General features: G+C 38.8%; 21 protein-coding genes. All 21 read right to left on the bottom strand.

Translation table 11 applies throughout. The features are described from left to right. Positions 1–26: 26 nt before the first annotated feature. Positions 27–962 carry a hypothetical protein gene (locus TPRIMZ1_RS0103855; RefSeq protein ID WP_010254895.1) on the bottom strand — a complete coding sequence of 312 codons (936 nt, stop codon included), beginning with the start codon at positions 960–962 and terminating at the stop codon, positions 27–29. A gap of 4 nt (positions 963–966) precedes the next feature. Continuing rightward, positions 967–2,334 carry a sugar transferase gene (locus tag TPRIMZ1_RS0103850; RefSeq protein WP_026043502.1) on the bottom strand — a complete coding sequence of 456 codons (1,368 nt, stop codon included), beginning with the start codon at positions 2,332–2,334 and terminating at the stop codon, positions 967–969. A gap of 11 nt (positions 2,335–2,345) precedes the next feature. After that, complete coding sequence (locus TPRIMZ1_RS0103845; RefSeq protein WP_232616733.1) at positions 2,346–3,107, bottom strand: glycosyltransferase family 2 protein; 762 nt, start codon at positions 3,105–3,107, stop codon at positions 2,346–2,348. A gap of 2 nt (positions 3,108–3,109) precedes the next feature. Beyond that, positions 3,110–4,210, bottom strand: coding sequence for a UDP-galactopyranose mutase (glf, locus tag TPRIMZ1_RS0103840; protein ID WP_010254889.1), 1,101 nt, complete (start codon positions 4,208–4,210; stop codon positions 3,110–3,112). Between the two features lie 15 nt (positions 4,211–4,225). Further along, the gene (locus tag TPRIMZ1_RS18390; RefSeq protein ID WP_010254888.1) at positions 4,226–5,320 is read right to left on the bottom strand and encodes a glycosyltransferase; all 1,095 of its coding nucleotides are present in this window, start codon (positions 5,318–5,320) and stop codon (positions 4,226–4,228) included. 20 nt (positions 5,321–5,340) lie between these two features. Further along, positions 5,341–6,333, bottom strand: a complete 993-nt coding sequence (locus TPRIMZ1_RS0103830; RefSeq protein WP_010254887.1) for a Stealth CR1 domain-containing protein — start codon at positions 6,331–6,333, stop codon at positions 5,341–5,343. A 14-nt stretch (positions 6,334–6,347) separates the two neighbouring features. Further along, positions 6,348–7,343, bottom strand: coding sequence for a glycosyltransferase family 2 protein (locus tag TPRIMZ1_RS18385; protein WP_010254886.1), 996 nt, complete (start codon positions 7,341–7,343; stop codon positions 6,348–6,350). Between the two features lie 11 nt (positions 7,344–7,354). Further along, positions 7,355–8,485: a polysaccharide pyruvyl transferase family protein gene (locus TPRIMZ1_RS18380; RefSeq protein WP_026043499.1), complete on the bottom strand. Its 1,131-nt coding sequence runs from the start codon at positions 8,483–8,485 to the stop codon at positions 7,355–7,357. Continuing rightward, complete coding sequence (locus TPRIMZ1_RS18375; protein ID WP_010254884.1) at positions 8,482–9,465, bottom strand: glycosyltransferase family A protein; 984 nt, start codon at positions 9,463–9,465, stop codon at positions 8,482–8,484. The genes TPRIMZ1_RS18380 and TPRIMZ1_RS18375 overlap by 4 nt, the downstream gene beginning before the upstream one ends. A 25-nt stretch (positions 9,466–9,490) precedes the next feature. After that, positions 9,491–10,441, bottom strand: coding sequence for an aldo/keto reductase family protein (locus TPRIMZ1_RS0103810; RefSeq protein ID WP_010254882.1), 951 nt, complete (start codon positions 10,439–10,441; stop codon positions 9,491–9,493). A gap of 116 nt (positions 10,442–10,557) precedes the next feature. After that, positions 10,558–10,974, bottom strand: coding sequence for a MaoC/PaaZ C-terminal domain-containing protein (locus tag TPRIMZ1_RS19980; RefSeq protein WP_010254879.1), 417 nt, complete (start codon positions 10,972–10,974; stop codon positions 10,558–10,560). Next, a complete protein-coding gene (locus TPRIMZ1_RS0103805) occupies positions 10,971–12,032 on the bottom strand; it encodes a 3-oxoacyl-ACP synthase III family protein (protein ID WP_010254877.1) in 1,062 nt (353 codons plus the stop codon). The genes TPRIMZ1_RS19980 and TPRIMZ1_RS0103805 overlap by 4 nt, the downstream gene beginning before the upstream one ends. Positions 12,033–12,056: 24 nt before the next feature. After that, positions 12,057–12,809 carry an SDR family NAD(P)-dependent oxidoreductase gene (locus TPRIMZ1_RS0103800; protein ID WP_038077796.1) on the bottom strand — a complete coding sequence of 251 codons (753 nt, stop codon included), beginning with the start codon at positions 12,807–12,809 and terminating at the stop codon, positions 12,057–12,059. 8 nt (positions 12,810–12,817) lie between these two features. After that, positions 12,818–13,534 carry an SDR family NAD(P)-dependent oxidoreductase gene (locus TPRIMZ1_RS0103795; RefSeq protein WP_198429895.1) on the bottom strand — a complete coding sequence of 239 codons (717 nt, stop codon included), beginning with the start codon at positions 13,532–13,534 and terminating at the stop codon, positions 12,818–12,820. Between the two features lie 85 nt (positions 13,535–13,619). Next, positions 13,620–14,657, bottom strand: coding sequence for a 3-oxoacyl-ACP synthase III family protein (locus tag TPRIMZ1_RS19975; protein ID WP_198429894.1), 1,038 nt, complete (start codon positions 14,655–14,657; stop codon positions 13,620–13,622). Between the two features lie 30 nt (positions 14,658–14,687). Next, positions 14,688–15,437: an SDR family NAD(P)-dependent oxidoreductase gene (locus tag TPRIMZ1_RS0103785; RefSeq protein ID WP_010254869.1), complete on the bottom strand. Its 750-nt coding sequence runs from the start codon at positions 15,435–15,437 to the stop codon at positions 14,688–14,690. Between the two features lies 1 nt (position 15,438). Continuing rightward, positions 15,439–16,467: a ketoacyl-ACP synthase III gene (locus tag TPRIMZ1_RS0103780; RefSeq protein ID WP_010254867.1), complete on the bottom strand. Its 1,029-nt coding sequence runs from the start codon at positions 16,465–16,467 to the stop codon at positions 15,439–15,441. After that, positions 16,467–16,697: an acyl carrier protein gene (locus tag TPRIMZ1_RS0103775; protein ID WP_010254865.1), complete on the bottom strand. Its 231-nt coding sequence runs from the start codon at positions 16,695–16,697 to the stop codon at positions 16,467–16,469. The genes TPRIMZ1_RS0103780 and TPRIMZ1_RS0103775 overlap by 1 nt, the downstream gene beginning before the upstream one ends. A 20-nt stretch (positions 16,698–16,717) precedes the next feature. Beyond that, positions 16,718–18,529: a Coenzyme F420 hydrogenase/dehydrogenase, beta subunit C-terminal domain gene (locus tag TPRIMZ1_RS0103770; RefSeq protein ID WP_010254864.1), complete on the bottom strand. Its 1,812-nt coding sequence runs from the start codon at positions 18,527–18,529 to the stop codon at positions 16,718–16,720. 24 nt (positions 18,530–18,553) lie between these two features. Next, positions 18,554–20,380: an ABC transporter ATP-binding protein gene (locus tag TPRIMZ1_RS0103765; protein WP_010254862.1), complete on the bottom strand. Its 1,827-nt coding sequence runs from the start codon at positions 20,378–20,380 to the stop codon at positions 18,554–18,556. 9 nt (positions 20,381–20,389) lie between these two features. After that, on the bottom strand, positions 20,390–21,374 hold a 985-nt coding region (rfbB, locus tag TPRIMZ1_RS0103760), incomplete at its 5' end, for a dTDP-glucose 4,6-dehydratase (RefSeq protein WP_010254860.1).

Genomic DNA, 21,374 nt, shown 5'->3' with positions numbered 1-21,374 from the left:
TACGCCTGCCAATTTAAAATCAATTATCATTTTTTTGTTATTATCCAAGAACCAACTATCCCTAAGGTTTCTTTGTTTTTTGTTATAAACCGTTGGTCCAAATGCAAGCTTTCTTCCTCCAAGAGTTTCTGAGCCATTTTATCAATCACAGGTTCTGCTGCTACTATTGTATGGCTTGCTTTCTCAAATAGGGCAAGAAAATCATCATGCCGCAGCCGGTTCACATACATATATCGATTTCCGGCATATTTTCTCCATGCCTTATCGCTGTATTGCAGAAAGTTAATTTTGGAGATGCTCTTATCCGTAGTAAAAAAATGATCTCCATAATCTATGTAATTAATGAATAACCCATCAGAAACGACAATGCGATTTCCTTCTTCCAGGATATCCTTTAAGGCTGGCACCGGGATATGATCATATACTCTATACGAAGTATGATAATCTATGCTTCCGGATGGCATCGTTGTTCGAGCAGCATCACCAGGGGAGATATATTCAATGCTACATAAAGAAAGTAAATTACGGGTCTTCAGCAGACCTCGTCTGATTTCTGCCAACAAAGCAATAAACCGATCTTCAAGTAATAAATATTCAAAAACATTCCTTATCTCCGTTTCATGGGAATTTATATATACAAGCGTCTCTAGCAACAGTTCTTCCCTCATATAAGGATTTACATCGACGGTTATTGTTTTTTTTGCTCCTCCCAGCCAATAAACTATCGGCATAATAGGTACTCGTCCTGTCCCAACCTCAAAAAAAATCTTATCTGAAGGTGAACCGTGATACTTTTGTATCTTTTTTAATATTCCAACCCCTGCGGCTATACGACTCGCCGGATTAAATGGTTTCTTTAATCCTCCAAAGTGCCTCTGAGCCAGATAGTAAACCTCATACGAAATCGCTTTAGGGAGAACGGAAATACAATTTTGTATCATTGCCTTTGTTTTCCAATCCATACAACTATACGCCCGCTTGGATACACACAATTACCAAGGTCTTACAAAAGATAGATACATCCAAGAAGAACGATACATTTTTGATGTAATACAAGTCGTATTGTAGCTTTTTGTAGGTGTCTTCTTTGGATGGCGAATGATATTCCCCGGACACCTGGTCCCACCCTGACACTCCGGGCTTTACCAATAACCGCTGGCGGTAGAACGGGATTTCCTGCTCTAATTCCGCAATCAATTCTGGCCGCTCGGGGCGGGGGCCGATAAAGCTCATCTCACCTTTTAGTATGTTGAAAAACTGAGGAATTTCGTCTATCCGTGTTCGCCTCAGGAATCTGCCAAATACGGTTACCCGTGAATCATTTCGTTTTGTGGGTTCGTGGGCGTTATCGGCCACACTCATGGTGCGGAACTTCACAATAGCAAACTGCTTCCCCAAATAACCTGTACGGGTCTGCTTGAAAAATACCGGACCGGGGCTTTCAAGCTTTATTATAAGCATCATGAATGGCCAGAACGGCAGGGAAACGGTCAGCAGACAAAGGGCTAAAAAAATATCACCCAGCCGTTTAATAAATTGGTATATATTTTTGGCATTAAAATCGATGCTTTTTAAAAACCATAGCTCGTTTATGGTGCCAACGGGGATTCGCCGCAGATACAACTCATAAAAATCAGGCAGACTGATAAATGTAATATGATGCTGCAAAAGATCAAACAGGATAGTTTGGATGGACGATGATATATTCTTCTCATTAAGAATAACCACGGTCTGTATCTTATATTCCCTAATATTGCTGACAAATACTGCAGGGTCCCGTATGACCGGAACGTTGCAGAACCGGTCTTCGGGATAATTTTCGTCATAAAAAAACCGCGCCGTATAACTCATGTATGAAAAATTATGGGAATTGTTCAGCACATCAATTACCGCATCATTTATGCCGGCAAAGGCTATGTCAGTGCTGGAAAAATAGGTAAGCGTAACTTTGTTGAAAATCCAACGCCATATGGCCAGAAGAAAAAAGGCAAGGGCGGAATAGATTGCCAAAATAGTTTTTGGCACAACTCTGGCCTGCAGGTTCAGATAAAAAAATGCAAACCCGATTAAGAGGCATAAAAGTGCGCAAAGGGCGATACGGGATAAGGCCCGGTATCCGGTATAGGGCACTTCTAGTGAATAGAGCCCGGCGGTATACAGGCTGATTATCCAGGCTGCAATAATCGGAATAAAATAACCAAAATGGCGCTGGAACCGGTGGTAAGAGGGTATTTTCCAGTCCCGTATCAGCAAGGCCAGATATATCGCCGCGATAAGCAGGATGATATCAATAAGCGCTATCAATAATTGCCGTTTCTTCCGCGATATTTTCATAATATTGTTAGTTATTTGCTAAACTTAGAAAACCCACAAAACCCCCAATAAACTGTATTGAGAAGGCTCTGCCAATATCCAAATCTAAGATAGTTTTTATAAAAGGCAAACTGCGCTTTAATAAGTGCCAGCTTCTTTCCCGTGGTAGATGCTCTGCGCACACGGTATTTAGCCAGTATTTCAAGGTTTCCATATGCGATATCAGACTGCTTCATTATATCCAGCCAATAGGCATAATCATCCCTCAGGCTCTTTAGCTCCTCCCTCAAATATATTTTCCCGTATTTTGTTCTATCATACAAACCAGTTAGGCATCCAATAAAATTAGTCACCAACATTTGCCTGTACGTTATCGAAGGCCGGGCTAAGACGGGCAGCCTGATATCTTTCGACTGTTCGTTTATCAGTTTATATGAGGCAAACACTACCGCCGCTTTCTTTTCTTTCAGGAAATGAATTTGGCTTTCAAGAAAATTCAATTCCCATATATCATCGGCATCAAGCAAGCATATATACTGGCCGTTTGCATGGCGAATCCCCTTGTTTCTCGCTGAAGCAGAACCAGCATTTTCTTGCTGCAATAAAACAATTCGCGGGTCCTTCTGAACATATTCCTGTATTATCGTAACGCTGTGATCCGTTGATCCATCATCAATAATGATCATTTCCCATTTGCTGTATGTTTGAGCAAGAACACTTTCTATCGTTTCAGCAATGAATCTTGATCCATTGTAATTAGGCGTAATAACAGAAACTAATCCTTCGCTAATCAACGCTACAGAACCCTTTTTGCCAAGCTTAATGCGGCGGCAATGGTGTCATCCATATCTAAATACGCATACATGCCCAGTCTGCCGCCAAAAAGAATATGTTTTTCATTCGATGCGCGGTCTGCATATTTCTGATACAATACTGAATTCTTCTCATCATTTATTGGATAATATGGTTCGTCCCCATGTTTCCATGCTACCGGATATTCGTGGGTAATCACCGTGTTTGGCTGAGTACCAAATTCAAAATGTTTGTGTTCTATTATTCTTGTATAGGGCGTTTCCTCATCCGTATAATTGACCACTGCATTCCCCTGAAAATTTTCTACGGCCAGTTCCTCCGTGTCAAAATGCAGGCTCCGGTATTCCAATTCGCCAAAACAATAATCGTAGTATTCGTCTATCATGCCAGTGTAAATAACTGTTCCAGCGGACTTGCTGAAGTAGTTTCTGTCAGAAAAATAATCGGCGGAAACTTGCACATCGCATCCCTGAAGCATCTTTTCAATTATTGGCGTGTACCCGCCAATTGGCATTCCCTGGCAGGGATCAGAAAAATAATTATTGTTATAGGTAAAACGCAATGGCAGCCGTTTTATTATAGACGACGGCAGCTTGGCGCAGGAACGCCCCCATTGTTTTTCAGTGTATCCTTTTATCAGTTTCTCATAAATGTCAGTACCAACCAGTGCTATTGCCTGTTCCTCAAGGTTTTGCGGAGTCTTCCCAGCCATTGATGAAGACTGTTCAGCAATACGGCGTTTAGCTTGTTCAGAGGCAGTCACATCAGGCCAGATTTGGCTGAAAGTATTCATGTTAAAAGGGAGATTATACATCTGCCCATGAAAATTCGCGACCGGGCTGTTTACAAAATGGTTAAACTCTGCAAACTGGTTTATATACTGCCATATTCCCTTTTTGCCTGTGTGGAATATGTGCGGCCCATACTGGTGAACCGTTATACCGTGCAGTTTTTCTGTATATACATTCCCGCCGATGTGAGGCCGCTTATCAATTACAAGACATGTTTTCTTTCGCTTAATTGCTTCTGCCGAAAAAACCGCCGAAAAAAGCCCGCTACCTACAAGGAGATAATCATAGGACATGCAAGACAGCCATGTTTATCTTTTTGCCAGCTCAAGGTATTTGCTTTCCAGCTTTTTACTCTCGATTTTAATATTATAACCGGCATTGGTTAAGGTACTGGACATATCTTTTCTTTCATGATGGGGTATATGCTCCAGAATTGTATCCGCCCATTTTTCCGGTCCGTCTTTTAAATCAAGCCAGACAACTAAATCGGAAACCTGCATTTGCTTCGAAACCGTGTTTGAGGCAAATACAGGAAGACCAGCGCATTGCGCTTCTATCCCAACTACCGGAAGACCTTCAAACAGCGAAGGAAAGACAAAAACATCCATGGCTGAATAAAGATCATGTACGGTATTCGATGGGCCGTAAAAGATGACGTTAGTATCTATTCCCAGATTTTTCGCCATGTTTTTTATTTTTTGCTGATCTTCTCCTTTTCCCACCAACAATAAAACCGCATTCTCTTGCTTGTTTAAAATCCTGCAAAATATTTCAATAAGAACCGCATGGTTCTTTTGTTTCGAAAATCTTCCCACATGTCCTATAACATATGCGTTATCAGGAATATTTAATTGATCCCTGACCGTTTTCCGGGTGATTTTACGGTACACAAATCGTTCTATATTAATGGCATTATGAATTATCTCAAATGCACTATTCTTACCAAAGATATATTGACCAGCATCGGCGGAGCAAGCAAAATAATCAGTTGCAAATGCTTTTATAAAAGGTCTGTTAACAGCATGAAGGATGTGTCTTGCGATGCCCACGGTGTCAGTGTTGTGTGAATGGGCTATTATTACTTTACATTGTATCTGCCTGGCGATTACCAGCGGGAGTATATTAGCCGCGGACATCATGTTCACATGGATAATGTCAAAACGCTCATCTGCACATAATCGTGTAAATGCAACCGCATATTTTAACGGATGCCGGTTCATGTTTGGCAATTTATAAACGGGATAACCCCTTTGTTCGTATGCTTCCTGGAACGATATTTTGTCATACATATTAATAAAAGCAAACACAATGGCATCATTTGATATAGTAGTAATATAATCATGTAGTATCTTTTCTATTCCACCGACCGCGTTATGTATGCCAACTATAAGTATCTTTGTCATATCATGCTCAAATGACTCTCTTATAATTCAAAGCTTGATTTTACGGGGAATTTCTTTTCCAGTATATCCTGTAATCGTTCAAAACAACTTGGCGAATCGTCCAATTCATTAAGGCATATCTCTTTGACACTCTTATTTTTAACCGCCTGCTCGATCGCATTAATATTTTTTTCCGTTATATTAAAAAATCGCTTCCCAATCATAAACGGACTTGGACTAAAAGTACCCTTCGCTAACTGCCAAAAACGAAATATATATTGATTTGCATCACCGATTGTTCTGAATCTATGCGTTGATGTGGCATGCAATATATGTTCGCAATGGTCCCATACTTCGTTATAGGTGCTTTTCAAATATGCTTGCGGCATGTGTGAAACTAGAAAACTGTTAAATTTTGGCCATGGCAATAATACTATTGTGCGAAGCATATGTATTCCATATTGGATATTAAACCATTTAAATAAATTATGTACGATGGATTTATGCTTTTTAAAATACTTATTTATTTCTATTAAATTATTAACAAATATGTGTCCCCAAAATCTCGGCTCAATGGCATTAAGAATAGCATGATCCCGGGGAAGACCCCCTCTAAAAAAGAAATTCTCCTTTATTGGATTGATTAAATACATATCGTCATTAAAGTAAACAAAGGTGTCTGACAGACCTTTTATACGATGTAAGTTCACTTCAAGCGGATTGCAATTAAAAACAGGCAGGTATTCCTGGGAAATATAATCTTCATGCTTCACCCAACATATTTTTTTATGGTTAGTATTAAGCCACGAAGGTTTCTGTCCACTGGTTATAAAAAATACCTTATGTACCCAGGGAGCATTCTCCTCAATACCGCGAAACCAATAGCGCAATAGACCGTTATCATCATACCTTTTTTTACTTATATCTATCGTGCTGTCAAAAGATACATTCCTCTTTTCAGAATATTTATTGAATGAATTAATCCATTCTGGATCGGCGCCGTCTACCCAGAGAACTACAAAATCTATTTCCATAGCTTTTATTCTTCTTATACCTTTTTTAAACATCTTTTTATTTTATAATAGTTTGAAATAATAAATGGAAAAAAAATTAGAAAACTAAATATTTTTCTTTTATTACCAATGGTTTTGTCAGTAATAATGAAAAGAATGTCTTTTCTTATTATTTCTTTTAAAAAAATGAAATTATCATTGTTAGTTGAAAGATTATTCTTTATATGAAACAAACAATAATTTACTGCCTTACTCCCCTCGGCCGCCATTAATTTATGTCTTACAATACTATCGGTTTCAACTGCCAGCATTTTTTTAAAAGCAATAAAGTTAGTCAATACGGAATCTGCTATCCCACTTTTGTAGGGTATTTGTGTCACCGAATCGGAACGAAATAAATAATTGTAGTATGGAATTGAAGAATAGACTATTTTTTCTGAGTTTTTGAATAAAAAATACAAAATAAGACCATCTTCCAAAAATAGAATAGACTCATCATATCGGATAACTGTATTATTATAATAAAAGCATTTTTTATTCACCAATTTATTCCATGGTGTTGTTGAAAAATATGTCGCCGAGAACATTTTTAATATTGCCTCGTTACCACTCATAATGATATCGGGGTATTTTTTAGACATGTAATAATAGAATTTACCATTCTCTCTGAATTTGTTCGCACCACATATAGAGATGTCAGCATTATACTTTTTTGCATTATTAATAAGGAATTCAAACATCCCAGAATCGCACCAATCATCACTGTCAACAAACCCTATCCATTCTCCACGGGCAATATCCAATCCGGCATTTCTTGCCGCAGAAACTCCTGCGTTTTTCTGGTGAATAACTATAATCCGACAGTCCTTTAAAGCATATCCATCACAAATTTCACGACAAGTGTCAGGAGAACCATCATCAATCAGAATACACTCAAAATCTGTAAAGGTCTGAGCGAGAATACTATCAACACACTTGTGTAAATATTTTTCAGTCTTATATACTGGAACAATTATAGACAACAGGGGCACTAATAATCCTCTTAAAGAATATCGTCTAATTTACATGAAGAAGCTATCGCATATAATTTACTATTTATATTGCCCCAGTTTATTTCATTTTCTATAACATCAATGTCCTGAGCAATAAATCTTTGCTGAATGTTAAACTGTTCAAATAATGATATAAAACGGTTATTCATTCCTGCATGTCTTCCAACTAGAGAAATAATGCCAAATTTTTTATGAAACATCAGAGAAAAAATAGCGCAATGGTAAGAATTAGTTATAATATATTCAGCATTATCAATTAAATAAAGCCATTCCGGAATTGTTGCATAAAATTTCTCAAATTTATCGTATTTTGAATTTCCGGTTACATATATAATATTAAGACCCTTTTCCTTAGCCCAATGGGCTATCTTTTTTATTGAAAGCTTACATTTATTCCCTAAAATATACAAAAGACAATATGGCTTTGTCTGCTTACGGATAGATTCGTTTAAATATAAGGAACGATATACCTCTGCATCAAATAAAAGGGTGGGATCCGGCATCATGTCGACCTGCCTGATTCCACATTTTTTACATATATCAATCCCCGATTTTTCCCGGACAGAAATATACGTAAAATTTTGCAATAAAGGACTTATTTTATCAAGAAGGCTATCACTAATGTCATCTTTACCAAAACTTGCTGCATAAGATATTCTTTTGATTTTATCATTCCCAAAAGCAAGACAATAAGCTTTAATTACATTATCAGCCTTAGCTTTAGGCAAACTATGGAAACTCCATACTTGATCAGAACCAACTATATATACGTCAGCTTCCGGAGGATAACTGCATAGTTCGCTATATAAATGGTAAGTTCTTTCTGTCCGCTTAATGTACTTTTTTCTGAATTCAGTAAATCCACGCGGATTAAGTTTTTGCTCTTTATTAATTTTGTATCGAATAATTTTCTTAAATGCAAACCTCCATAATTTAACCGGATTAAATGCCTTTAACATCTTTATCCAAAATGGTGTTTCAATATAATCATGATATGGTTGATAGGCTATCAAATATGCTTCATGACCTATATTATGCAAGTATTTTTGCAGTGCAAAACATTGTAAAAGCTGGCCATAATTATCTTTTGACCACCAATGGGTCATAATGCCAATTTTCATGTATGCCGACCATATCTAAATCTTTTTTTTGCATGCCGTAGAAGTTTTAAAAGAGTATTTTCTCTATACTTAAGATAAATATCAGTCAATGTCAGAGCACCCATCCTTTTAAGAATATTAAATTGTTTTTTAAATTCATCTTGCTTGTTGTTTTTAAATGCTAATTTTAATAACCTATGATGATATTTCTTAATTATTATTTTAAGATAATATTTTTCATTCTGAATATTTAAAGATTCTATTATTTTTTCTAATGCATATTTTTCAAAAGAAATAACATTTATACTTTCTTCATAAGTTCTTTTTGCATGACTATGACTATTCTTTCTTTTTACATATAAATATATACACTCATTCAAATAACCGCATTTATATTTATATGTAATTGGAAGCAGCATGTGATAGTTCTGCCCTATTTCACGGAGGGGTAAAATAGAACGTAACGGATTAACATCCAGAAAGCAAGATGAACGGACCATATACCCACCTGGTGTATAATATACGTTCTTGTCTTGAATTAAATCTTCAAATAACGTATCATTCCATATGGGTTCTTTTCGCTTTAATATTTTAATTCGCCTGTCTAAATCATTCTCATTTACTATCCCAACTTTTCCCATTACTAGTCCATATTCCGGATTATTTTCCAGGAAAGCAACCTTTGATGATATATTGTTAGGTAATAATATATCATCCGAATCCGGCCATGTAAGATAATCTCCGGAAAAAATTTTAAGCCCCTGGTTTATAGCTTCACTTTGCCCCTTATTTTCCTGGTTTATTATTATATATTCTACATTTCGATTAATAAATATTTCTTTGTAAGATTCTAAAATAATTCTTGTATTATCAGTAGACCCATCATTAATAATGATTAATTCAATATTATTATAAGTCTGATTTAATATGGAATTTAAAAATCGACTAATAAAATTTTCGCCATTATAACATGGGGTAATTATACTTACAAGCCTATTCAATCTTTTTTCTCATAGCTTAAGTAATCTATAAAACGGAAAAATCACAGTTATCAGGATCATATCTTAGTCTGGAATTTATATTAAAACTATCTATTATGTTTATTTCTTCCTCAGTTAATTCAAAATCAAAAATAGAAATATTTTTGATTTGATGTTTCTTATTTAATGAGCGAACTACTGGTATTATTCCATTTTGAATGTGCCATTTTAAAACAATTTGTACTATTGATTTTTTATATTTTTGGGTGATTTTTTTAAGCCGTGGCAATTCTATTAATCTCTCATCAAATCTCGCAATTGGCGTATAGGCTTCTACGGCTATTCCATTTAATTTACAATACGCAATTAATGGCTTTTGAGTGAATAGAGGATGGATTTCAAATTGATTAACTTGCGGAATAAATTCTGCTATCTTAAATATTTCTTCCAGGTGATGTTGGTGGCAATTAGCAACCCCAATGGCTCTACAATAGCCCTCTTTATAAAGCTGTTCTATCTGTTTCCATGTATCTAAATAAAAGCCGGGCACCGGCCAATGAAACATATACAAATCAACATAATCCGTTCTATAATATTCGAGTGTCTTTAGAAATTGTTCCCGGATATTTCCTTTAACCTGTCTTGCATTAGTTACTCTTGTAGTTAAAAAGAGATCACTTCGACTAATACCACTTTTTTGAATAGCTTTGCCTATTAATTGTTCATTTTTATACGCTGCAGAGTAATCGAACAAAGTAAAACCTATTTTAAATGCATTACATACTGCATTAATATATTCTCTTTCTTTGAATATTTTTCGATCGAGTTTATTATAAATACGCTTAGTTAAATGTAATAATTTATTATCGTTCTTATCGTATCTCGAATGTCTTAACCCACCAGGACCATTACCTATTACAGGAATTTTTACATCATTACTTAATTTGATCACCGGGAGTGGTGTCCTACCTATTCCATTAATCAATTGTGATTTCATTTTGTTCCTTACGACGTCTGTGTTTACCTATTACCAGATAGAATGTATAATACTTTCGACATACTTCTTTCCATAGTTTCTGATTGTAATTGTACAAAGTTGGTTGTTGCTTTCATTCAACTTAATATTGATACAAATTGTTCATTGTTTCTGATTTTTGACAAACATTCTATATATATTTTTCCATTTTTATCTTTGAGACGGCATTTAATAGTTCCCGTGTGTTCATTAGTATCTGTTTCTGTTACTTTGAAAACCATAGTATACTCGACATTGATAAAAACGGGGCGAATGAAAGTAAATTCGCGATATAAATTTACAGATCCATGCCCAGGAAATTTTGAGCCAAATACTCCACCAAATATACTGCCAGGCAACATGCTTGGAACAATTACATCAGAATACCCAGCTCGTTTCGCAGCCTCTGGATCCGTATGAATTGGATTGCTGTCACCTGATATTGCTATAAATAAATTGACTATATCTTGAGAGAATAAAATTTGTTCAGAATATAAATCACCTGTTTTTATCATAGCTCTATCAAGTCAGAACAAACGATTTTGTGCGTTTTCATATATACACATCCCCACGTAAGCCCTACGCCAAAGGCTAATAAAATAAGATTCAAATCGTTTTTTATTAAATCATTTTTAATACGCGTAACCATTAACAATGGGATTGTTGCACAGGTAGTATTAGCAAATTCTTCAATATTACAAGGGACTTTTTGCTTATCTAATTTCGTTTTTGAAATTATTTTATCAGTAATCATCTGATTTGCCTGATGCAATAAAAAATAATTAATTCCATTATCCTTATCTATATTATTATCCAACAGGACTTCTTTTAATAATTTTGGCGCTTTCGATATAGCAAAAGAAAAAACATCCATTCCTTTTACCAAGGCATGGACCGGCGCTCTACGGTTGCCATCTCCGACATCTTCTACAATAAAAGACTCCGGTGTTACTGGATGGCGAAAACCGCTATGGGGCGTTATAATTGCCTCATATCCGTTCCCATCAGTATAAGCATAACTTACTATATTGTCTGATAATTCATCATACTCAAAGGCAGAAGCTGTACCAGCATCACCAAATACGGGGAACCGACTTTTATCTTCTGGGGATGCCATTTGGTAACAGGTATCCCCAGCCAATAATAATCCTTTTCTAATACTACCTGATGTCATTAAACTGGATAAAACAGTCATACCATGGGGGTAACCACAACATGCAGATGGAATATCCAGAGTAAAACAAGATTCAGGAAGCCCTAGGCGATCCTGTAAAATACAAGATGTCATGGGGCTACGATAATCCGCAGTAATTGAAACGAATATTAAAGCGCCGATTTCATTTTTATCCCATCCCAGACTATCTATTAATTTTTTGGCTGCTTCAAAACAAAGATCGGAAGCACACACGCCTTTTTCTACGACTCTACGAGTTTTAATACCAACATTAAGTAAAAAATGTTCCAGCTCTTCTTTCTTTGAAAACAAAGGAATATCTTCAGTTCGTATGATATTTTTAGGGACGCATGCTGCAACGCCTTTTAAAGATACATTTTTTATTTTCCATTTGGCCATATACTTTAAATTCCCCTTAACTTATTACTTCAATGTTATTCCGCCGTCTATGGTAAAAATACTTCCTGTTACCCACTTAGCGGCATCGGATAAAAGATATATTACTGGAAAAGCAATATCCTCGGGTTGACCAAATCTTCCCAAGGGATACGTTTTTTCCCAGCTTTCCAGTTCTTCTTGCAAAGCATATTTGCTTAAAATATCCGTTCGAACCATACCGGGCTGTATGCAATTAACCCGTATTCTTCTGGGGGATAGTTCCAGGGCCAACACCTTCATAAATGAGTTTATAGCGCCTTTTGAAGCAGCATACAGGGCATTTGAAATCGCTGCCAAATTAGTGGCTACTGACGAGATCATAATTATTGAAGCATTATCATTAATCTTTTTGTTTTTTAATATGGTTTGTATCAGTAATGCTGGCGCATAAAAGTTTATTTTAAAAATATGGTCTATTTTTTTCTCGGAAATAAATTTTATAGGTGATTTATCATTGACACCCGCATTTAATACAATTCCGTCAAAGGGAGAAAAGTTGTCATCACTCCATGTTTTAGAAATCTGCGCTATATTTGATAAATCAGTAGCTACCATTTGATGGCCATTTCCCTGAAGTTTCTGAAATGTTTCTTTTAAACGTTCCTCATTTCGTCCAGTTATCACCAGCGTGGCGCCCATTTTTGAGCATTCTATTGCCATGCTTTTTCCTATACCTGATGACGCACCAGTTATCAAAATCACTTTGCCACATAAAGTAAAAGGGTTAAAATTATCCATTGTTATCCTTATCTAATTGTATACCCACCATCAATTATTATATTTTGTCCTGTTATCCAACGGGCAGCATCGGACAATAAAAATATGCTCGCATACGAAATATCTTCTGGCTTTCCTAGTCCGAGAGGGTATCCTTCTTTGCGTTTCTCCTGTTCTTCCCCGGAAATTGAATCGAAATATTTCTGTATCATAGGAGTTAGAACTGTTCCTGGTGATATGCAATTTACATTAATGTTTTTAGTTGCCAATTCCAATGCAATTGATTTTGCCGCTGAAACAAGAGCGCCTTTTGAACCGGCATACGCTATAATACCAGGACGACCAATTATTGATACAATTGATGAAATAAATACTATTTTGGCATATTCGTTATGATATTTTTTGTTACTGAAATGCTTTACTATTTCTAATCCACTTACAAAATTTAGCCTATAAATTGTTTCATAATTTTTTAACTTGAGATTTTTTAACGGTAATGTTTTTTCAATTCCTGCAGCATGAATAAATCCATCCAATAAACCTTCATGTTGTTTTATTTCATCCATTAATGACTTTATATTATCTATATCATTTAAATCATATGGATATACAGATGCCGTGGAACAGTTTTGCGCCAAGTCATCCAATAATTCCTTTCTGCGGGCAATTAAAATAACTTTAGCCCCTGAACGGGCACAATCTAACGCACATTGATAACCAATACCGGATGATGCGCCAGTTATCAAAATTGACTTGCCTTTTAATGAGAACGGAGTAGTAGCAAATAATGGGGGGGGGGGGGGGGGGGTTAGTAATTTTCTCCTTTATCGACTATAAATATAATAATTCAGGGCAAACTATTTTATGAGTACTGATATATGCCGTCCCTATTGAAAGTCCCACACCAAAGCCACTCATGACGATTTCCAAATTGTGTGTTTCAAGAGCTTCTTTTATTTCTGTTACCATGAGCAATGGAATACTTGCAGCACTGGTATTGCCATATTCATGAATATTATATGGTACTTTTTCAGGTGGGTATTTCAATTTTTTTCGTATTTTCTCACATGCAAATTTATTTGCCTGGTGCAATAAAAGATAATCTATTTTTTCAGGATTTACAGCAAACGTATCATGAAAAATAGTTATGGCATCAGGAACATCCGAAAGGGTAAACGAAAAAACCGCCATCCCATCCATTTTTTCATGCAATCGAGTTCGTTTGATATTACCTTCAAATTCTTCCATGATAAAAGAATTTTCAGTTACCGGATTACGACTGCCGCCATCGGGAACAATTAACGCGTCTTTTCCTGAACCATCGGATCTTAAGTGAAACTTAAAAGTATCCTGATTCTCAGAATCAAACTCCAGGGCGCATGCTGATCCGCCATCGCCAAAAAGTAATGCAGTTGATTTATCTAACGGGCTAGCAAAAATCGACTGAGTATTTCCTGCCAGCAATAACGCCTTTTTGATTGTTCCCAGGCTCATAATACTACTTACAATAGACAATCCATATACAAAACCAGAACAACCTAACGGACTATCAAAAGCCATACATTCTTTTGATAAGCCCAAACGATCCTGAAGAATACATGCAGTTGATGGAAGGCGATAATCGGCAGAATGGGATATGAATACTAAAAGTCCTATTTCACTTCTATCCCACTGTAATTCATTTAAAAGTTTTTCGGCTGCCGTATAACATAAATCTGATGTGCAGACTGAGCCATCGTGAACGGTACAATGTCGTCTTTCAATGCCAGTTACCTGAATATATTTTTCTATTTCTTCAATTGACATTCCAGGATATTGCCGATTTTCTTCAATACGGTTTGGTACACAGGCGGCAACCCCTTTAATCATGACATGTTTGCTTATTAAAAATGACATTATTTATAAGATGGCTAACCCACCATCAATTATTAAACTAGCGCCGGTAACCCATGCAGAAGCATCAGATAATAAATATATTATCCCAAAGGCTACATCTTGGGGTTGACCATATCTTTTTAAAGGATATTTAGCGATATTCTTTTCTCTGTCTTCTTGTGAAAGAGTACCTTTATTAATTAGTGGAGATTCAACTGTTCCTGGGTTAACACTATTACATCGGATACCTTTTGGAGCAAATTCAAGAGCGGTAAATTTCATAAAAGAGTTTATTGCATTCTTTGACATTCCATACATTGCATTTCCGGGTGTAGTTACGAAAACACCTCCAATCGATGATATAAAAACGAAAGAAGCATTTCTGTTATATTTTTTCTTTTTGCATATACGTTGTGTTAAAAAAACAGGAGCAAGTGTATTTGTTCTTAATATATTCACAAAGTCATTTTCATTAATAAATTGAATAGGTAATGTTTTAATTATTCCCGCATTATTGACTAACCCGTCCAATGGAGGAATTACATTGGCCAATCGATCGATATCATCATTTATTGTTAAATCAGCAATAATTTTTTGATGCCCTTTTCCTTCCAATTGGGTAAATGTTTCATTAAGCCGTTCTTCATTTCTGGCAGTAATAATGAGCGTGGCCCCAAGTTTGGAACATTCTATGGCAGTTGCCCGTCCTATACCCGATGATGCCCCGGTAATCAGAATAGTTTTACCGGCTAAAGAAAAAGGATTATAACTCACATTAAACCTCTACTAAGGATGAAATAAAACAATGATCCAGTTCAAAAAAAACAGAGCCCCAGGATAAGCCAACTCCGAACCCACAGGCAATAAAACGCTTGGATTCGTTTTGCAAGCGTTTCCCAATACCAGTAACTATGGTAAGGGGTATACTGGCAGAAGAAGTATTACCGTAATTTGTTAGGGATTCGGGGACCCTATCTTGTTCGAAATCAAGCTTCTTGGCAATTTTTGCATTTATTTGTTTATTGGCCTGGTGCAGAATTAAATAATCAACACTTTTCAAATCAAGCGAATGTTTCCCTGCTAACTTTTTTATTGATTTTGGAGCCGTAGTTATCGCAAATGAAAAAACATCCATCCCTTTTATATACGATTGCAAGCTATTCCGGCTAATGCCATCATCATCTGCATGAACTTTTAATGATTCCGCTGTAAATTGATTCCTCGCGCCGCCGTCAGGAATAATAATCGCGTCATATCCGCTACCATCAGAACCAAAGTGAAAATCAAAACCATTATTTCCACCAGAAAATTCAACTGCGGTAACTGTACCCGCATAGCCAAAAAGAGGATCCTTTTGATCCTGCATTCTACGGGCATCGCCGGCCATTAACAGTGCTTTTTTTATACTACCGTTACATAAACCGGAAATAAGGCTTAGCCCATATACCCAGCCAGAACAACCCAAAGATACATCCGCCGCATAACATTCTGTGCTTAATCCAAGCCTATCTTGCAAAATAGGGGATGTAGCAGGCAAGATGTAATCAGGAAATTGCGAAACAAAGATTATTGCATCTATTTCTGATTTCTCCCACTTCAAATCAGTAATCAATTTTTCTGCGGCATAATAACATAAATCTGAGGTTGTAAAAGAGTCATCGACATGTGTTTCTTTAACTCCAACACTATTGCTATATTCTTCATCAGAATAACCAGAATTGCGGGATCTTAATTTTACAACCTTTTTAGGAACCGCAGCGGAAATACCAACAATTCTGACATTCTTAAATTCGAGAAAAGCCATTACTTTTTACTCTTTACAACCTTATACAAGTCTTCTATGGTTTCTGAATTACGGATATCGTCCCCTTTAAGGGTAATATCATATTCGTCGTCAACCATAGCGATAATTGTTAACGCATACAATGAAGACCATTCATCCAGGGCTTTAAACTCTGTATCGGCTTTGAATTCATTCGCGTCAGTATTATCAAACTGCTCAGCAAATTTTCCAATAAATTCCTGTAATTCCATAGAAAACTCCTACTTAAAGATTAATGTTTCCAATATATATTGGTCTGAACAATTTTAGCGGGATTACCAGACACTAGAGAAAAGGGAGGTATATTGGTCATAACAACCGATTTTGCTCCCACAATTGCACCGTCTCCAATCTTAACTCCCGGCATTATGGTACAACCCTCACAGAGCCATACATGGTTTCCAATAATAATAGGCCTTGCTTTCTTGTATCCTTGCTGTGACAGATAGTGGTCCCCATTATTATCTCTTATGGTAACATTCCTACCCATCATAACATGATCGCCAATTTCAATTCTTTCTTTGCATATTATTGTTGCCTTTATATTTGTTCCACCGCCTCTTCTGCCATTAATAATTAATGTTCCGCCGTTAAATATCTCTATATCAGAACCATACATAAAACTAAACCGGTTATTAACTATCAAGGTTCCGCCATTTTCGACTAATAATCGTGTCTCCAGTTTTGATTTACGAAACTTCTTTGAGCCGATCTTTAAACGGGCATTCAATTGAATATCAGCTTTCTTTCCAATTTCTATAACTGTATGCGGTGTTGGGACTAAAAATCCCATATCAGACGCTTTAGTTTTAATGTTTTTTCTTAAAATATTGAAATATATAAACTGGCAGACAGGTAAAAATTTGAACTGTGTTACAACAAGTGTGTCTCGCCAATCCCTCAGTGCCTTTCTTAATCGCTCTTTCCTTGACTGAACAAAGGGAAAATACTTATTCGCAATAGTGAAGAAATCATTATTTTGTAAATCATTAAAAAATGCATCTCTATTTATTTTTGGCGAACCCAATGAACGTATTAAAGCAGGATTACCCCCAAGCATCAATTCAAATGAAACGCGTACTGATTTTATTTTTTGTTGTATAGCATCAAAAAAGATTTGCCCTTTCTCAGAATTTACCAATACGAGAGAAGTCCCTAAATTATCATCCATTGACTTATCAACTTTTTCAATTCCCCAAAAATCCGCTATGGTTATATCTGCGATACGGGGAAATCCTTTAAACCGACAAGCGTAACAGGAAGGTCGGCAAAATGCATTAGTATGAAGAAATCCACGGTTAAACAGACTTTCATTCTTCGTTATATAGACATTCTGACCATCGGCAAAACGATATTTTGCAGTTAAATTCCTCCATCCAAATTCCTTATTCTTTGCTTTCTGCCAAACGACCTTGGACCTGTATTTTGCTTCAAGAGATTCCCGGTATTTTTTTGCAACCAAGGGAGAATTAATTCCACGGCAAACAAAATCCGCAATCAAAAGGTTTTCATAATCCTTCCCTAAAAATGTCCGTAACGCCGCCATTTGACAAGGACAACCGCAAACCAAAACTTTTCCCTCAGTCTTCAGAATGTCCTGAACACGATTGAAAAATCCAGCAAAATCGCTTTGCTGATATTTTGAGCTGCGCAGATGAACTATATCTTGTTTATCATTTGAAATATACTGTGAAACAGAAAAATCGCCGTTATAAACAGCCCCGCCAACGTACCCTCCATCTTTATACATCTTTTCCGCTAATGCAGAAAAAAGCCCTCCCGATGTGCTGTCAAAACGAACTTCCAAGTTTTTATGAATCGCAGCATAACAATTCGGTTTTTCAAAATCATTTTTCTTTAATTGTTCTATATTAAGTACAGGACATACTTTCTCACATAATCCACAATTAGTACATTTTTTTGTGTCTGTCTCAGGATACCAAAATCCTTCGTTGTCTGTGTTGAAGGTAATGGCTTTTTGCGAACAAATATCACCGCAAGCGTTACAGCCGCAACATTCTTTTTTATCGGTAAGACTAATCAACTATGTATCCTACTGACAACTCTTTCATTTCACCTTCGCCATTGCCCTGAACTGTGGGCTGTTCTCCAACAATTCCTTGTAACTCCCCTGTGCTATGATCCGCCCTTTCTCCATCAGGTAAATAACATCACACCCCTGTACCGTGGTAAGCCGGTGGGCTATCAGTATTATCGTTTTGGTATGGGTCAGGTTGCGTATAGCCTCCATAACCGCATCTTCAGTCAGCGAATCCAGGGCGCTGGTGGCTTCGTCCATCACCAGGATGTTTGGGTCATGATACAAAGCCCGGGCTATCCCCACCCGCTGCCGCTGTCCCCCGGACAGCCTAATACCACGTTCCCCCACCACCGTGTCATAACCCTCAGGCAGCTCCGTGGTTATAAACTCATGCAGATTCGCCGCGCGGGCTGCCCGTTCAATTGATATGCTGTCCCGCATATCCTGCGGCAGACCAAAGGCTATATTCGCCGCTACCGTGTCGTCGCTTAAGAATATCTGCTGAGGTACATACCCAAAGTTCCGCTGCCATGCGGCGACCCGCTTCCGGGTGTCCTCATCAGTCAGGGACGTTACCGGCGTCTCATCGGCAAGAATCGCCCCGCCGGTTGGCTTTAAAAGCCCCATGATAACGTCCACCAGGGTGGTCTTACCGCAGCCCGTGGCGCCCACAAAGGCAACCGAAGTGTTCCGGGAAATACTCAGGTTAAGCTGCTTTAACACCGGCTCCCGGGATGTCGGATAGGAATACTCAAGCTGCTGTAAAACTATCCCATGGGTAAAGGGCAGCACATCAGGAGCCGCCTTCATCGCCTTCTTATCCGGCATCTGCGGCGGCTGCGGCAGGGTTGTCATATCCTGGAACAGGGCATCCACCGTAAAACTGTGGTAACGCATCTGTACCGCATCGTGAAATATGCCCCGCAAATTGGGCATCATCCGCATGATGGCATAGGCGTAGACCGTTATAAGCGGCAGTACTTCTGCAACGGTGCCATGTACTATCAGGAGTATAATAACCAGCGCAATCGCAAACCCCATCGCAAGCGACTGTATAGCCTGACTCGGTATAGTAGACAAGATGTGATTCGCCGCCTGGGTCGCCGCATACCGCTTTGCAGCAACACTGTACGCATAGGAAAAGAAGGGTTCCTTCCCCAGGATCTTCACATCCTTAATGCCCCCAAAGGCTTCGTTGGCGGTCTTAAACCGCAGCCGGTTTGCCTCCCGTACTTCCTTGCCGTGCCGGGAAAGCCGCTTCCGTATCACTCCGTAGAGCAGAGCATAGGCCAGGCCGAATATACCAAAACTGGCGACCGCCACAACCGGGTTAATGACTACCAGGAGGACAAAAATGGCAAGGGACAGCATCCCGTGAATAAAAATATTGATAATGGGTCGCATGACCCCGTTGATAACCGAGTCTACCTCGGCCAGGAGGTTCTTTGACAGCTCACCGCTATTATGGTGCAGGAAAAACTGATAGGGCTGGTATAAATACTGACGAAATAGCCGTACCCCTAGAGCATACCGCCGGTTCGCCACAAACCGGGACATCCCGTACAAAACGATCATCCTGAAAGCCGTGGAAACCAATATTACGGTAAAAACGGCGATACCCAGGAATATAACAAAGGCCCGGTCGCTTTGGAAATGCCCCAGCCGATAAAAAAACGCCAGCACGGGCTGGCGGTGTATGACGGTCTGATCGGCGATCACCGCCATAAACGGCCCCAGGGAGCCGACACCCGCAATCTCCAGTACTGAAACGCTCAGGATGGCAAAGGTTATGGGAACAAGCCGCCGCCGCTCCTGTTTGGTAAACAGGGCTATAAGTTTAGCGATGGGGTTCATGGATAGCCCCTACCGCATCCCGTAGTTCTGCTTAATCCAGCTCTGGTATTCCCCGCTTCTGATCCCCTCTACCCACGCGGTATTCCCCAGGTACCAGTCCACGGTTCGTTCCAGCCCTTCGGCAAAGCTGACCCCCTGCTTCCAGCCCAGCTCCCGCTTCAGCTTGCCGCAGTCTATCGCATACCGCCGGTCATGTCCCGGCCGGTCTGTTACATACGTGATGGTGCCCCGCACCTTCTCAGGGTCCAGCTTCGCTTTCTCCGACACGATGTCTATCAGCGACTGCAGGAGCGTGATGTTCTCCCACTCATTCTCCCCGCCTATGTTCCACTTCTCCCCACTCACGCTCTTCTGCATGATGGCCCACACCGCGTTGTTGTGGTCCTCCACATACACCCAGTCCCGGATATTCTTCCCGTCCCCATACACCGGCAGGGGCTTCCCCTCCAGCATGTTCAATATCATCAGGGGGATAAGCTTCTCCGGAAACTGATAGGGACCGTAGTTGTTCGAACAGTTGGACAGGGTTACCGGCAGCCCGTAGGTGTGCGCATAGGCCATGGCCAGGTGGTCGCTTGACGCCTTGCTCGCCGAATAGGGGGAGCGGGGGTCGTAGGGGGTCGTCTCGGTAAAATACCCCGTTGCCCCCAGGGAGCCATACACTTCGTCCGTGCTGATATGATGAAATAGCACATCCTGCCGCAAGGCGCCGTCGGCGGTTTTCCAGGCGGCCCGCGCAGCATCCAACAAGGTGAAGGTTCCCATCACATTGGTTTTCACAAAGGCCTCGGGACCCAGGATGGAGCGGTCCACGTGACTTTCGGCGGCAAAGTGCACCACCGTATCAATTTCATATTTCTCAAACAGCGATACTACCAAAGCACGGTCGCAAATATCGCCGTGTTCAAAAAAGTACCGGCTGCCGCCAAATTGCCGTTCAATGTCCGCCAGGCTTGCAGCGTTTCCCGCATAGGTCAGGGCATCCAGGTTGATG

It is taken from the genome of Treponema primitia ZAS-1 (assembly GCF_000297095.1).
GTDB classification, from domain to species: domain Bacteria; phylum Spirochaetota; class Spirochaetia; order Treponematales; family Breznakiellaceae; genus Termitinema; species Termitinema primitia_A.
This window is presented reverse-complemented; position numbering and strand designations above follow the sequence as displayed.

Bases quoted from the DNA above. Each gene is read 5' to 3' on its own strand.
- TPRIMZ1_RS0103855 (WP_010254895.1), bottom strand. From the start codon at position 962: ATGGATTGGAAAACAAAGGCAATGATACAAAATTGTATTTCCGTTCTC.
- TPRIMZ1_RS0103850 (WP_026043502.1), bottom strand. From the start codon at position 2,334: ATGAAAATATCGCGGAAGAAACGGCAATTATTGATAGCGCTTATTGAT.
- glf (WP_010254889.1), bottom strand. From the start codon at position 4,210: ATGTCCTATGATTATCTCCTTGTAGGTAGCGGGCTTTTTTCGGCGGTT.
- TPRIMZ1_RS18390 (WP_010254888.1), bottom strand. From the start codon at position 5,320: ATGACAAAGATACTTATAGTTGGCATACATAACGCGGTCGGTGGAATA.
- TPRIMZ1_RS0103830 (WP_010254887.1), bottom strand. From the start codon at position 6,333: ATGGAAATAGATTTTGTAGTTCTCTGGGTAGACGGCGCCGATCCAGAA.
- TPRIMZ1_RS18380 (WP_026043499.1), bottom strand. From the start codon at position 8,485: ATGAAAATTGGCATTATGACCCATTGGTGGTCAAAAGATAATTATGGC.
- TPRIMZ1_RS0103810 (WP_010254882.1), bottom strand. From the start codon at position 10,441: ATGAAATCACAATTGATTAATGGAATAGGTAGGACACCACTCCCGGTG.
- TPRIMZ1_RS19980 (WP_010254879.1), bottom strand. From the start codon at position 10,974: ATGATAAAAACAGGTGATTTATATTCTGAACAAATTTTATTCTCTCAA.
- TPRIMZ1_RS0103805 (WP_010254877.1), bottom strand. From the start codon at position 12,032: ATGGCCAAATGGAAAATAAAAAATGTATCTTTAAAAGGCGTTGCAGCA.
- TPRIMZ1_RS0103800 (WP_038077796.1), bottom strand. From the start codon at position 12,809: ATGGATAATTTTAACCCTTTTACTTTATGTGGCAAAGTGATTTTGATA.
- TPRIMZ1_RS19975 (WP_198429894.1), bottom strand. From the start codon at position 14,657: ATGATTAAAGGGGTTGCCGCCTGTGTACCAAACCGTATTGAAGAAAAT.
- TPRIMZ1_RS0103780 (WP_010254867.1), bottom strand. From the start codon at position 16,467: ATGGCTTTTCTCGAATTTAAGAATGTCAGAATTGTTGGTATTTCCGCT.
- TPRIMZ1_RS0103775 (WP_010254865.1), bottom strand. From the start codon at position 16,697: ATGGAATTACAGGAATTTATTGGAAAATTTGCTGAGCAGTTTGATAAT.
- TPRIMZ1_RS0103765 (WP_010254862.1), bottom strand. From the start codon at position 20,380: ATGAACCCCATCGCTAAACTTATAGCCCTGTTTACCAAACAGGAGCGG.